Here is a 13,264-nt window from a genome sequence, read left to right as displayed (position 1 = left end):
CTTTCCCTCAGTTTCTGAGGGTGATTGGAGGCCTCGGGCCACGAAGAGTCAAGGTCGGGTTGCCTGTATCCGGCTTCTTCACAAGCTAATGGGGCCGCCGCCCCAGCCGCGCGACGACGGTGACGAAAAAGGCGGTGGACCAGCCGAGCAGGATTACGCCATTGACCCCCTCGATCGCCGCAACCAGCCGCATGGAGGGGTGAATACCCTCATCGTCAAAGCCGATGGTGGCATAGGTGATGGTCGAAAAATAGACGCTGGTCGACAGGTCCGAAAGCGCGCCCATCGCCCAGTAAAGCAGGGCATAGCTCCAGATCTCGATCCCGTGGATGACGAACAGCCCCAGCACCAGCGACAGGGTAAAACCCATCGCGCGGAGCGACGCGGGGTGGGTGCCGGCGATGGCTTCCTCGCGCGCCTCGATCTGCAAGATCCGGCCCAGCGTGAACAGGCCCGCCCCGTGCATCAACACGGTCAGTCCGACCATCAGGGTCGCGATCAGCAATTCATACATCATGGCAAACAGCATTGCCCAGCACGGCGCGCGGTGCAAGCGGCCAGCGGACCCTTTTCATCCGTCGCCATTCATGCAACGCTTTGCCATCCGTCACGAAAGGCCCGACCATGAAGATTGCGATCCGGCCGCGCGGCTGCCAGAGGATTCGGCCATGCCGCTCCCCAGCTTTCTGATCATCGACGATTTTCTGGCCGATCCCGATGCGGCACGGCGCAGCGCGCTGGCGCTCACCTATGACCCCGCGACCAAGCGCGGCAATTATCCGGGGCTGCTGTCAGATCGTCCGTTGACCATCACCGGTCTCGACGACAGCGTGGCGCGGATTATCGGCACGCGGGTTCAGCCTGCCACCGGAACCTCGCACCAGCATTGCCGCCTGACGCTCAAGGGTGATCGCGGGCGGTCGGGGGTGCATGTCGATCCATGCTTTTATTCGGGCATCCTCTATCTCAGCCTGCCCGGCGACGCGCGCGGCGGCACCGATTTCTTTCGCCACCGCCGCACCGGACTCGACCGCGTCGTGACGCGCCCCGACGCGCTGACAGCAGCGGGCTATGCCGATCCCAACCGACTGATCGAAGATGTGGTGAACCGCGACACGGTGCTGCCGTCCAAGTGGGAAAAGGCCTTCACCGCGCCGATGCGCTATAACCGGCTGATCCTGTTTTCGCCGTGGATGTTTCACAATTCGGGCGCGGGGTTCGGCGACCGGCCCGAAAATGGCCGCCTCGTCCACCTGATGTTTTTCGCGGCGGGTTAGGTGCGGGAAAGGCGCACCAATGCGGCGTCTAACGCTTGCAGGAAGTTCGACCGGTCGGATTTGCTGAACGGCGGCGGCCCGCCAATCTGATCGCCGCCTGCGCGCAGATCGGCCATGATCGCGCGCGTGGCGATGGCGGGGCCGATCGACGCCATGGTGAACGGCTTGCCGGTCGGGGCGAGCACCGTCGCGCCCGCTTTCAGCGCGCGGTCGGCGAGCAAGATGTCGGCGGTGATGACGATGCTGCGCGCGGTTGCCCGTTCGGCGATCCAGTCGTCGGCGGCGTCAAAGCCATCGGACACCACGACCCGTTCGACCAGCGGGTGGTCGGGAATACGCATCCGGCTGTTGCTGACGATTTTGACCGCGACCTCGTGCCGCCACGCGACACGATAGACTTCGTCCTTCACAGGACAGGCGTCGGCATCAACGAGAAGGAAGGGCGGCGATGTCATGCGAACGGCGTTACGGCGTTATTTCTTCATATTGTCCAGCCCGGTTACAACCCCGGTTTTGGTCGACGGGTTGCTGGCGTTGGTCGGCTTGGGTTTTTCTGCCTTGGGTTTGCGCACTTCGCGGTTCGATTTCTTTTGCCCTTTGGCCATAATCATAATCCTTTGCGCCACGCGGGCCGATGCCCACGTCGCCATCATAGGCGTCTCATACCCCGCCGTCCGATTTATCTGGAATCAATCGGGCAGCCGCCAATCGATGGTGCCGCGTCCATGTTCGGCCAGAAACGCGTTTGTCTGGCTAAACGGTCGCGACCCCAGAAAGCCGCGATGCGCCGACAGCGGCGATGGATGCGGCGCGCGAAGGACAAGATGCGGTCCGCCCTTGTCGATGCTGGCGACCCCCGCGGCCTTTTTCTGCGCATGACTGCCCCACAACAGGAACACTGTAGGGGCGGAACTAGCATCGACCGCGGCGATGACGGCATCGGTAAACCGCTCCCAACCCCGCCCCTGATGCGAAGCAGCCTCGCCCGCTTCCACCGTCAGCACCGTGTTGAGCAGCAAGACGCCTTGCCTCGCCCACGTCATCAAATGGCCGTGGCGCGCGGGCACGATGCCCAAATCGCTATGCAGCTCCTTATAGACATTCCTGAGACTCGGCGGCACGGGGACATCGGGCTGGACCGAAAAGCACAGGCCATGTGCTTGTCCGGGACCGTGATAAGGGTCCTGCCCCAAAATGACGACGCGAACATCCTGCGGCGGGGTGGCGTCAAGCGCGGCGAACCAATCACCGGGTCGCGGATAAATAGTCTTTCCGGCCACGCGCTGATCGTGCAGAAATTGTTTGAGGGCGGGCATATAGGGCTGGTCAAATTCGCCGCCGATGCGCGCCAACCAGTCGGGGTGAAGTTGAATGTTGGCCATGGCGCTTTCGACCAGAGCACCTTCGCCTTGTCCAGCACCTTGTCGCGGCAGGTCGAGACCGCTAGGCCAGCGTGGTTAGCTGTGGAGAATGGTGTGACGGCGGATCAGGCGCTTTTACAATTGGAACAAGTGGTGCGTGCGCGGTTGGCAGAGGCCGATCCGTCAGCCTCTTATGTCGCCAGCCTAGCGGCCAAAGGACGCGGCAAGATCGCGCAGAAGCTAGGCGAAGAAGCGGTCGAGACCGTCATCGCCGCGCTGACAGAGGATGACCAAGCGGTCGTCGAAGAAGCCGCGGATCTGATCTTTCACCTGACCGTGCTGCTGGCCGAGCGGGGGCTGGGCTGGGACGCCGTCGCCGCCGAGTTGGAATCGCGGCATGGCACATCGGGCCATGACGAAAAGGCCGCACGCCCAAAGAGTTAGGAAAAGCCATGCCCATCGATGCCACCCTGCCCTATGACGACACGAACATCTTTGCGCGGATTTTGCGCGGCGAGTTGCCGTGCAACACAGCCTATGAAGATGATCATGCGTTCGCCTTTCATGACATTGCGCCGCAAGCCCCGCTGCATATATTGGTGATCCCCAAGGGGGCCTATGTCAGCTGGGACGATTTTTCAGCACGCGCCAGCGACACCGAAATCGTCGGCTTTATTCGCGCCGTCGGCACGGTAGCGCGCGCGCATGATCTGGTTGCGCCCGGATACCGGCTGCTGGCCAATGTTGGGAGCCATGGCGGACAAGAGGTCGCACATTTGCATGTCCATCTGTTTGGCGGGCAACCGTTGGGGCCGATGCTGGCGCGTTGATCGGGGCCGTCAAATGGGCTGCCTAATTCTCCCTGTTTATCCTTTCCAGCCCTAGACTCGTGACCCTGTTTCCAGCAGGATAGCGAAAGGGCGTAGCGGGGAGATTATATGCAGACCAAGTGGCGACCGATCGGCAAGGCGCTAGCGCGCAAGGCACGGATCGCGCTGTTGGTCCCGCTAGCGCTGGCCGTGGCCGCTGCCGGCGGAGATACGGTGCCGCAAGTCACCCTCGCCACACCGGGCAGCACAGGGACGGGCGACGGCACGATCAGTCGTTTCACCCTGCGCTTTTCCGAAGATATGGTGCCACTCGGCGATCCGCGCGCCCGCGCGCCGGCAACACAAGATTGCAAAATCGCCAGCGATGGGCGATGGGTCGACACGCGCACCTGGGTTTTGGAGTTTGCCAAAAGCCTACCCGGCGGCCTGCGCTGTCATGTTGATCTGGTCGAGGGGCTGACCACAGCACGCGGTGTTGCGGTCAGCGGCACATCGCGCTTTGCCATCGACACAGGCGGACCATCGGCGCGCGCGGTGCTGGCCGGAGGCACCTATGACGGCATCGAAGAAGACCAAATCTTTCTGGTCGCCACCAATGTCGCCGCCGATCACGCCTCGGTCGGGCGCTTTGGCTATTGCGCGGTCAATGGCATTGGCGAGAAAATTCCGCTCGACGTCCTAAAGCCCGAGACGGCAACGACCATTCTCACCGGTCTTGGCAAGAATGATTGGCGCCTACGAAGCTTTTATGAGGATGCCGGATTGCCACGAAGCCTTCCCGCTACAGGCGCCGAACGCGATGCAGCGCTCGCGCGGATCGTGCCGGTCAAATGTCGCCGCCCGCTGCCCCCCGGCCGCGAGATGGCGCTGGTCTGGGATGGGCGCATTGCCCAGGCCGGAGCGCCTGACCATGTGGCTGGCCGCGATCAGCGCTTCGATTATGAGGTACGTGAGGCCTTTACCGTCAAGATGCGCTGTCGTCGCGTCAATCCGCAGGCGGGCTGCAATCCAATTGAGAATGTCACACTCAGCTTTACCGCGCCCGTCGCCCGCGCGACGGCGCTGGCGGCGACGTTGAGCCTATCCGACGGCTCGCGACGCACCGCTGCATCGGATGATAATGATGCCTTTTTGTCCCAGATAAAGTTTAAGGGACCGCTGCCCGAAAATGTCGATGCCACGCTGACGCTGCCCGCCGATGTCACCGATCAAAGCGAACGCCGGTTGCAGAATGTCGCCAATTACCCGCTGCAATTCCACATCGACCACGCCCCGCCGCTGGTCAAGTTTGCCGCCAGCTTTGGCATTTTGGAAGCAAAAGAGGGCGGCGTGCTGCCCGTCACAGTGCGCGCCGTCGAACCGGCGCTGGCGCAAAGCCACCTCAAACTGCCCGCAACCGCGCTGAAAGTTGCCGATGACGACGCCCTGATCGCGCGCTGGCTGCGCCGTGTCGATGAAGCGGATAACAGCGATTATCGTCAGGAAAAAGACAAGAGCGGCAAGAAAGTGTCGGTTAATTATACCGGCACCACATCGGTGTTTACCGATGCGCCCGAGGGCGGGGCACGCAAAGACATGGCTTTTGCTCTGCCGGGTAAGGGCAAGGCGTTCGAGGTTGTCGGCATTCCGTTAAAGGAAAACGGCTTTCACGTCGTCGAAGTCGCCAGCCCCGAACTCGGAGCAGCGCTGCTTGGTCGCAAAGCGACGCGCTATGTTGCGACGACAGCGCTGGTCACCAACATGGCGGTGCATTTCAAATGGGGCCGCGAAAACTCGCTCGCCTGGGTAACTTCGCTCGATAGCGGGCAACCCGTCGCGGGCGCCGACATTCGCATTTCGGACAGTTGCACCGGTCGGTTGCTGGCGCGCGGGACCGCAGACAAGGCGGGACGGCTAGCCTTTCCACACGGCCTGCCCGAACCCGAGACCTATTCCTATTGCAAGGATGACGCCGATCCGGCCGACAGCGAAAATCATGCGCTGATGGTGACCGCGCGGTCGGGCGGTGATTTCAGTTTCACGCTGACCGACTGGGGTCAAGGAATCCGTCCCTATGATTTCGACCTGCCCTATGGCTGGTCCGAGCGCGGCGACATTTTGCACACGGTTTTTGATCGCGCGTTGGTGAAGGCGGGCGAGACCGTCCATATGAAACACATCCTGCGGCACCCCGTCGGCACCGGATTTGCCGCCGCCGCATCAATGGCGGGCAAGTTGCGGCTGGTCCATCGTGGGTCCGACACAGAGTTCGATCTGCCCTTTGCCATTGATGCGGGCGGCAGCGGCGAAACGACATGGGATGTGCCCAAAAACGCCCCGATGGGCGATTATGATCTGGTTTTTGTCACCAAGGACAAAATGGGCGAGGCAAAGACGATCTGGAGCGACCAGTCGGTCCGCGTCGACGAATATCGCTTGCCCACAATGAAGGCGACGGTGACTGGTCCCAAGACATCGCCGGTGCGTCCCGCAACCGTACCGCTGTCGCTGTTCGTCGGATATTTGTCAGGTGGCCCCGCCGCCAATTTACCGGTCGAGCTGCGCACCAGTTTCTATGCCAGTTGGTCGCCGCCCGAAAATTATCGCGATTGGGATTTTGACGGTCAGCCGGTCAAGGAAGGCACCGTCCAGTTGGATGACAGCGGCGAAGAACCCGATACCGACCTGCCGCTGGCCCGCGCCGTGCCGCTGACGCTCGACGCCAATGGATCAGCCAATACCAGCGTGACGGTCGACGAACCCATCACCCGACCAATCACTATGGCGGTCGAAATGGATTATCAGGACGCCAATGGCGAAACGCTCACCAGCAGCAGCCGCATCCCGCTCTTCCCTTCTGCTGTGCGGTTGGGCCTCAAGACCGATGGCTGGTTGATGCGCGACAATGATTTGCGACTGAAATTTATCGCGCTCGATCTCGACGGCAACCCGATCGCCGGACAGTCGGTGTCAGTCGCGCTCTATAATCGCGAGATCATCACCGCACGGCGGCGGCTGATTGGCGGCTTTTATGCCTATGACAACCAGATGCGGACGACGCGGCTGGCGACGGCGTGCAGCACCCGGACCGACCGTCAGGGCCGCGCCAGTTGCGCGATGGCGCCCGGCGTTTCAGGCGAAATCACTGTAGTTGCGACAACGCGCGATGCCGATGGTCATGAATCGCGCGCGGTACGGTCTGTCTGGCTTGCCGGTGAAGACGAATGGTGGTTCGGCGGCGATAATGGCGACCGGATGGATGTGCTCGCCGAAAAGCCCAGCTATGCGGCGGGCGACACCGCCAAATTCCAGGTCCGGATGCCGTTCCGCGAAGCAACCGCACTGGTCACGGTCGAGCGCGAAGGCGTATTGTCGAGCTTTGTCACGCACCTAAAGGGCACCGACCCGGTAGTGAAGGTCAAACTGCCCGCCAGCTATGCCCCCGATGTCTATGTGTCGGTGATGGTGGTGCGCGGGCGCGCGACCGGACAGGAAAGCTGGTTCCGTAAGTTAAAACGCGCCGTTGGTTTTACCGTCGCACCAAGCGAAGGCGCACCGCCCACCGCGCTCGTCGACCTGTCCAAACCCGCCTATCGCATGGGCGTCGCCAAGGTCAAAGTCGGCTGGGAAGGCCATGAACTGGGGGTCAAGGTCAAGGCTGACAAAGAAACTTATGCCGTGCGTGAAACCGCCAAGGTCGATATTGCGGTGACAACGCCCGATGGCAAAGTCCCCGCCAGCGCCGACGTCGCCTTTGCTGCGGTCGATGAGGGGCTGTTGCTACTCGCGCCCAATGACAGCTGGAAATTGCTCGACGCGATGATGGGGGATCGCACCCTCGACGTGCTGACCTCGACCGCACAGATGCAGGTGGTCGGCAAACGCCATTATGGCCGCAAAGCGGTCGCCCCCGGTGGCGGCGGTAGCGACGGCGGCGATCTGTCGGGTCTGACCCGCGAGAATTTCCAGCCGGTGCTGTTGTGGAAAGGCCGCGTCCCGCTCGATGCCAAGGGCCATGCGAGTGTTGATGTTCCGCTCTCCGACAATTTATCGGGCTTCCGCCTCGTCGCCATTGCCAGCGCCGGGTCGCAATATTTCGGCACCGGGTCGACGAGCGTGCGCACCGTGCAGGATCTGTCCATCTATGCCAGCCTGCCCGAACTGGTGCGGACCGGCGACCAATATGACGCGCGCTTTACACTGCGCAACAGTACCGACAAGGCGATGACCGTCACAGCGACACCAACACTGTCGCCATCGGTTGCCAAGGGTCCGCCACTAACCATCACCATACCGGCAGGCGGCGCATTGCCGATCAGCTGGTCGATGACCACGCCCGCCAAAGACGGACCGCTCGAATGGACCATTGCAGCAGTGTCAAAGGACGGAAAACAGAGCGACACACTCGCGTTCAAACAGGAGGTCGTCCTTGCAGTGCCGGTGGAAAGCTGGGCCGCCAGCCTGATCCGGGTCGGCAGCGACACCAACCTGCCGATTGCGGCGCCCGCAGGAGCCTTGCCCGGCGGCTATGTCGATGTGGCGCTGGCCGGAACCCTCGCGCCGCCACTCGCCGGGGTGCGCGATTATATGGCGATTTACCCCTATAATTGCTTTGAGCAGTCGCTGTCGCGTGCTGCCGTGCTCAGCGATGTCGGGCGCTGGCAAGCGCTGGCGGGAGCTATCCCGACCTATTTGGATGACGACGGCCTGCTGCGCTATTGGCCCGATAGTCGGCTCAGCGGTTCGCCGGAACTGACCGCCTATGTGTTGGCGATGACGGCAGCCAATGGCTTTGCCATCCCCGATGCGCCCAAGCAAAAGATGATCGCGGCCTTGCAAGCGGTGGTCGACGGACGGCTGGGCCGCCAAAGCCATGGCCCCTATGATTTGCGGCTGGTGCGCATTGCCGCGCTGGCAGCGCTGGCGCGCAACAATGGTGCCAGCCCGGCGCTGGTCGCCTCGGTCGCCATTAACCCGGCCGATATGCCGACAGGAACGCTGGCCGACTGGCTGATCACTCTCGACAAAGTTCCGGGCGTCAAAAATGCCGCCTCAATGCGAAAGACAGCAGAAGCCGAATTGCGCAAGAGGCTGGTCTATGAAGGCACGAGACTCGACCTGGTCGACGATGCCAAGGCCCCGTGGTGGATGATGGTCAGCGGTGATGAAATGGCGATCAAGGTGCTCGATGCGGTGCTGGGCCGTTCGGGTTGGGACGAAGATGCCGGCCGACTGATGGTCGGGGTCGCCCAACGTCAGAAACGTGGCCATTGGGACACCACGCCCGCCAACGCGTGGGGCGCGGTGGTCGTGCGGCGCTTTGCCGAGCTTTACCCCGCCAGCGCCATCACAGGCACGACGCGGATTAGTCTTGCCAACGCCAGCGCGGCGCAAAGCTGGCCGCTGGGCAAAGCGGTCAAGCCGCTGCGCGTCCCGCTGACCGACGGGCCGATGGCGCTGCGACACAGCGGCGGCGGTTCGCCTTGGGCAACGGTGAGCGTCAAGGCGGCGGTCCCTCTGACCGAGCCACTGAACGCCGGGTATAAAATCAAGCGGACGGTGACCATCATCAAGGCCGCCGACAAGAGCCAGCTAACGCGCGGTGATGTCATCAAGGTACGGATCGAAGTGACCGCCAGTGCGGGGCGCACTTGGGTGGTGATCGACGATCCGGTCGCGCCGGGGGCAACGATCGTCGGCAATCTGGGTGGCCAATCGCAAATGCTGGCCGATGCCGCACAGGGCGAAGGCGCGCAGCCCAGCTATATCGAACGCGGCCGCGACAGCTGGCGCGGCTTTTTCGCATGGATGCCGGCGGGCACTCATACGGTCGAATATGTCGTGCGGCTCAACGGGTCAGGGCGCTTCACTTTACCACAAACCCGCGTTGAAGCGATGTATTCACCCTCCATCAGGGGGCAATGGCCGAACGGGACCATGACCGTCGCCAGTGTAGGAAAGTGAGTCTAGAGCGACCGCCGCTCCAACGGCATCGCTGGACCGGCTGGCTGGGCTGGATCGCGCTAACCGCGCTGGTCCTGACCACCGCCGCGCATCTGGTCACGCGCCCGCCCGACCTGCCCGCCTTTGCTACCGTTCGTGCCGACTGGCAGCCAAGCGAGGCGTGGCTTTACGACCGCAATGGCCAGTTGATCGACAGCGAGCGGGTCAATTTCGAGCAGCGGCGGCTCGACTGGGTGGCACTGAAAGACATTAGTCCGGCATTACGCAATACGGTGGTCCGCGCGGAGGATCGGCGATTCTGGAGCCATGGTGGGGTCGATTGGCTGGCGATTGCCAGTGCGGTGCGTGCGCGTTGGAGCGGTGGTCCGTCGCGTGGCGCATCGACACTCGCGATGCAGCTTGCCGCCTTTCTGGCCCCCGAACTGGCCCAGCCGGGACAGCGCAACTGGTTCAAAAAACTACGCCAGATGCGTGCCGGACAAGAGCTGGCCGCGCACTGGACCCGCGTGCAAATGCTGGAAGCCTATTTCAACCTAGTTCCCTTGCGCGGCGAAGCGCAGGGCATAGGCGCGGGCGCGCGCACCCTGTTCGGCAAAGCTCCCGCGCAGATGAACCACACCGACGCCGTTCTGTTCGCCGCCTTGCTGCCGAACCCCTCCGCCAGACCTGATATATTGGGTCAGCGCGCCTGCCGCCTTGCCCATGCCAAAGATTGCAGCGCCATCATGGCCGCCGCCGCGACGCTGACATCGGGGGAACAGAGCGCACGCTATGATCCGGGCCTCGCGCCGCATCTCGCGGTGCGCCTGCTCGATAAGCCGGGCAAGAAAGTCATTTCGACCCTCGACCGCAGGGCGCAAGAGATCGCGATTCAGGCGATGCGCCGCCAGTTGAGCGGGTTGGGGGCCGGACGGGTGCGCGATGGTGCGGTGGTTGTGCTCGACAATGCGACCGGCGATGTGCTCGCCTATGTCGGCGGGGTCGGGCTCAAATCCACCGCCGCCGCCGTCGATGGGGCCAATGCACCGCGTCAGGCCGGGTCGACTCTAAAGCCACAACTCTATGCACAAGTCATCGAGCGCGGCTGGCTGACCGCCGCGTCGATTCTCGACGACAGTCCTGTGCAACTCGACACTGCATCGGGGCTCTATGTTCCCAAAAATTACGACCGCAGCTTTCGCGGACCTGTGACGGTGCGACGCGCGCTGGCAAGCTCGCTCAACGTTCCCGCGGTGCGCACGCTAGTGATCGACGGGGTTCAGGATTTTCGCGACCGGTTGTGGGCGCTCGGCTATCACAGCTTGGTAGAGGATGGCGACTATTATGGTTTCAGCCTCGCGCTGGGGTCTGCCGAAGTATCGCTAGTCGAACAGGCGAATGGGTTTCGCACCCTTGCCAATCAGGGGCGTTGGTCACTGGTACGCTTTGTCCGCGACGACCTACCGGGCAAAACCAAGCAAGTCGTAAGCCCCGCCGCCGCCTTCATCGTCGGCGACATCTTGTCCGACGCGACCGCCCGCGCTGATGCCTTTGGTGCCGACAGCGCATTGCGCCTGCCTTTTTGGGCTGCGGCCAAGACCGGGACGTCCAAAGCGATGCGCGACAATTGGTGCGTCGGCTGGTCCGACCGCTACACCGTCGCGGTGTGGGTGGGGAATCTAGAGGGCGATTCGATGCGCGCTGTATCGGGGACGTCGGGCGCAGCGCCGGTGTGGCGCGATGTGATGCTGGCACTTCACGCCAATCGCCCAGGGAAACCGCCCAAAATGCCCGCCGGTGTCGAGACGCGGCAGGTCCGTCTGCCCGGCACCCGCGAGCCGCCGCGCCGCGAATATTTTGTCGTAGGCACTGGCCAGAACGAAATGGCCGCCGCTCCCGCCGTTGCCCGACGCCCGCGCATCACCAGCCCGGTTAGCGGCAGCGTCTATGCGCTAGACCCCGACATTCCGATCGACCGCCAACGGCTATCGGTTTCGGTCAGCGGCGCGGTGACCGGATACCGGCTGATCCTCGATAAGAAGCCCGCAGGCGATGCCGATGCAGGGCTGGAAATATTACCGCGCCCCGGGGTCCATCGATTGACACTCGTCGATCCCGGTGGCCGGATCATCGACCATGTCCGCTTTACCGTGCGCTAGACCGACGATTCGGCAACGAAATTTAGTTGCGCTGTCGCGCAGAGTGACTAGGTTGCCCCCATAAAAGAGCGGCGAGGGTCCATCGCCGATCAAGGGGAAAGACAAAGATGATATTTGGTCGCGTTAAATCGCTCGACGCCATTTTGGCCACTGCCGAAAAGAAATCGCTCACTCGATCGCTTGGTCCTATCCAACTTACGCTTTTGGGCGTGGGGGCGGTTATTGGTACCGGCATTTTCGTGCTCACCTCTGAAGCGGCACAAAAAGCCGGACCGGGGATGATGTGGAGCTTTGTTATCGCAGGCCTAGTCTGCGCGGTCGCGGCGCTCTGCTATTCCGAACTTGCCTCGATGGTGCCGGTTTCGGGCAGCGCCTATACCTATACATACGCCGTCATGGGCGAATTGCTCGCCTGGATGGTCGGCTGGGCGCTCATTCTTGAATATGCGGTGGCGGCCAGCGCGGTGTCGGTCGGCTGGTCCGGTTATTTCGTCGGCTTGCTAAAAACTGCTGGGGTCGATTTACCCCTTGCTCTAACCGTTGGAACCTATGCGCCCGGTGGTCTGATCAACCTGCCTGCCCTTGTTATTGCGCTTTTGGTCACCGGATTGCTGATGATCGGAACCACCGAATCAGCGCGCGTCAATGCGGTGCTAGTGGCGATCAAGGTTACCGCCCTCACCGTCTTCATATTCCTGACACTACCGTTGATAAAGGGTCAGAATTTCGAACCCTTCATGCCCAATGGCTGGTTCGGCAAGGGTGAAGCCACAGGGCTTGGCGCGGTCGGAGCTGCTGCCTCCATTTTCTTTGCCTATGTCGGGTTTGACGCGGTCTCGACTGCGGCCGAGGAAACCAAGAATCCGCAACGCAACGTCCCCATCGGACTGATCGGATCGCTGGCCATTTGTACGGTCTTCTATTTACTTGTCGCGGCTGGTGCGATTGGCACTGTCGGGGCGCAGCCGATTGTTGGCTCCGCTGGTCAGGTGCTCCAACCGGGTACCACTGGCTTTGCCGCACAGTGCCAAACGCTATTTGCTGCGGGCAAAGAACCACTGGTGTGTTCCAAGGAAGCACTGGCCTTTGTCCTGCGTCAGATCAATTATCCCGTGTTCGGCAATCTGATTGGTCTGGCTGCCTTTTTGGCTTTGCCTTCGGTCATCCTGATCATGTTGTTCGGCCAAACCCGCATCTTCTTTGTGATGGCGCGTGATGGCCTGTTGCCGCAAAAGCTGTCGACCATTCACCCGCGCTGGAAAACTCCGCATATCGTGACAATGATTACGGGCGTGGTCGTTGCCTTCTTCGCTGCCTTCCTGCCCGTCGGAAAGCTCGCCGACATCTCCAACTCGGGGACGCTGTTCGCCTTCTTCATGGTGGCGGTTGCGGTACTGGTGCTGCGCCGGACACAGCCCGATCGCAAACGCCCGTTCCGGACACCCCTTGTCTGGATCGTGGCGCCGCTAACGATTTTGGGAACGGTGGGGCTGTTCTTTAACCTGCCGCTGGAATCGCAGCTGGTGTTGCCGATATGGGGCGGAATCGGTCTGGTCGTCTATTTCCTTTATGGCTATCGCAAGAGCCATGTCGGGCAAGGCATCATAGAGGTGCATGAAGAAGACCCCGATGCACCGCCACAGCCGGTGCCTCCGATGCCGGACATTCACTAAGGTCTAAAAGAAAAGGGGAGCGCGCAATGCTCCCCTTTTTCT

General features: G+C 62.1%; 10 protein-coding genes. 6 read left to right on the top strand and 4 right to left on the bottom strand.

The window, feature by feature from the left end; all coding sequences use genetic code 11:
* Positions 1 to 85 precede the first annotated feature (85 nt).
* Positions 86 to 517 (bottom strand): ion channel, encoded by a 432-nt coding sequence (locus tag ACR3XE_RS02685; protein WP_473699125.1) that lies wholly within the window; start codon positions 515 to 517, stop codon positions 86 to 88.
* Positions 518 to 587: 70 nt separating this feature from the next.
* On the opposite strand from ACR3XE_RS02685, the gene ACR3XE_RS02680 reads away from it, so the two are divergent.
* Positions 588 to 1,277 carry a DUF6445 family protein gene (locus ACR3XE_RS02680; RefSeq protein ID WP_473699126.1) on the top strand — a complete coding sequence of 230 codons (690 nt, stop codon included), beginning with the start codon at positions 588 to 590 and terminating at the stop codon, positions 1,275 to 1,277.
* Here ACR3XE_RS02680 and ACR3XE_RS02675 read toward each other — a convergent pair.
* Genes ACR3XE_RS02675 through ung form a run of 3 tightly spaced genes read right to left on the bottom strand, consistent with a single transcriptional unit; the run spans position 1,274 to position 2,659 of the window.
* Positions 1,274 to 1,732, bottom strand: a complete 459-nt coding sequence (locus tag ACR3XE_RS02675) for a YaiI/YqxD family protein (RefSeq protein WP_473699127.1) — start codon at positions 1,730 to 1,732, stop codon at positions 1,274 to 1,276. The two genes, ACR3XE_RS02680 and ACR3XE_RS02675, sit on opposite strands and share 4 nt — an antisense overlap.
* 18 nt (positions 1,733 to 1,750) lie before the next feature.
* Positions 1,751 to 1,930: a hypothetical protein gene (locus tag ACR3XE_RS02670; protein WP_473699128.1), complete on the bottom strand. Its 180-nt coding sequence runs from the start codon at positions 1,928 to 1,930 to the stop codon at positions 1,751 to 1,753.
* Between the two features lie 36 nt (positions 1,931 to 1,966).
* On the bottom strand, positions 1,967 to 2,659 hold the full coding sequence (gene ung / locus ACR3XE_RS02665; RefSeq protein WP_473699129.1) for a uracil-DNA glycosylase: 693 nt from the start codon (positions 2,657 to 2,659) through the stop codon (positions 1,967 to 1,969).
* A gap of 93 nt (positions 2,660 to 2,752) precedes the next feature.
* Here ung and ACR3XE_RS02660 point away from each other — a divergent pair, with 93 nt between their 5' ends.
* The 5 genes from ACR3XE_RS02660 (at position 2,753) to ACR3XE_RS02640 (ending at position 13,222) form a co-directional block, all read left to right on the top strand.
* On the top strand, positions 2,753 to 3,082 hold the full coding sequence (locus tag ACR3XE_RS02660) for a phosphoribosyl-ATP diphosphatase (RefSeq protein ID WP_473699130.1): 330 nt from the start codon (positions 2,753 to 2,755) through the stop codon (positions 3,080 to 3,082).
* Between the two features lie 8 nt (positions 3,083 to 3,090).
* The gene (locus tag ACR3XE_RS02655) at positions 3,091 to 3,468 is read left to right on the top strand and encodes an HIT domain-containing protein (RefSeq protein WP_473699131.1); all 378 of its coding nucleotides are present in this window, start codon (positions 3,091 to 3,093) and stop codon (positions 3,466 to 3,468) included.
* Positions 3,469 to 3,576: 108 nt separating this feature from the next.
* Positions 3,577 to 9,411 carry an alpha-2-macroglobulin family protein gene (locus tag ACR3XE_RS02650; RefSeq protein WP_473699132.1) on the top strand — a complete coding sequence of 1,945 codons (5,835 nt, stop codon included), beginning with the start codon at positions 3,577 to 3,579 and terminating at the stop codon, positions 9,409 to 9,411.
* A complete protein-coding gene (pbpC, locus tag ACR3XE_RS02645; protein ID WP_473699133.1) occupies positions 9,408 to 11,549 on the top strand; it encodes a penicillin-binding protein 1C in 2,142 nt (713 codons plus the stop codon). The genes ACR3XE_RS02650 and pbpC overlap by 4 nt, the downstream gene beginning before the upstream one ends.
* A gap of 107 nt (positions 11,550 to 11,656) precedes the next feature.
* Positions 11,657 to 13,222 (top strand): amino acid permease, encoded by a 1,566-nt coding sequence (locus ACR3XE_RS02640; RefSeq protein WP_473699134.1) that lies wholly within the window; start codon positions 11,657 to 11,659, stop codon positions 13,220 to 13,222.
* The last annotated feature ends 42 nt before the right edge of the window (positions 13,223 to 13,264 follow it).

The organism is Sphingopyxis sp. 10G20-10 (genome assembly GCF_057365075.1).
This window is presented reverse-complemented; position numbering and strand designations above follow the sequence as displayed.

Coding starts and splice junctions, on each gene's coding strand:
- ACR3XE_RS02685 (WP_473699125.1), bottom strand. CDS start 517: ATGATGTATGAATTGCTGATCGCGACCCTGATGGTCGGACTGACCGTG.
- ACR3XE_RS02680 (WP_473699126.1), top strand. CDS start 588: ATGCAACGCTTTGCCATCCGTCACGAAAGGCCCGACCATGAAGATTGC.
- ACR3XE_RS02675 (WP_473699127.1), bottom strand. CDS start 1,732: ATGACATCGCCGCCCTTCCTTCTCGTTGATGCCGACGCCTGTCCTGTG.
- ACR3XE_RS02670 (WP_473699128.1), bottom strand. CDS start 1,930: ATGATGGCGACGTGGGCATCGGCCCGCGTGGCGCAAAGGATTATGATT.
- ung (WP_473699129.1), bottom strand. CDS start 2,659: ATGGCCAACATTCAACTTCACCCCGACTGGTTGGCGCGCATCGGCGGC.
- ACR3XE_RS02655 (WP_473699131.1), top strand. CDS start 3,091: ATGCCCATCGATGCCACCCTGCCCTATGACGACACGAACATCTTTGCG.
- ACR3XE_RS02650 (WP_473699132.1), top strand. CDS start 3,577: ATGCAGACCAAGTGGCGACCGATCGGCAAGGCGCTAGCGCGCAAGGCA.
- ACR3XE_RS02640 (WP_473699134.1), top strand. CDS start 11,657: ATGATATTTGGTCGCGTTAAATCGCTCGACGCCATTTTGGCCACTGCC.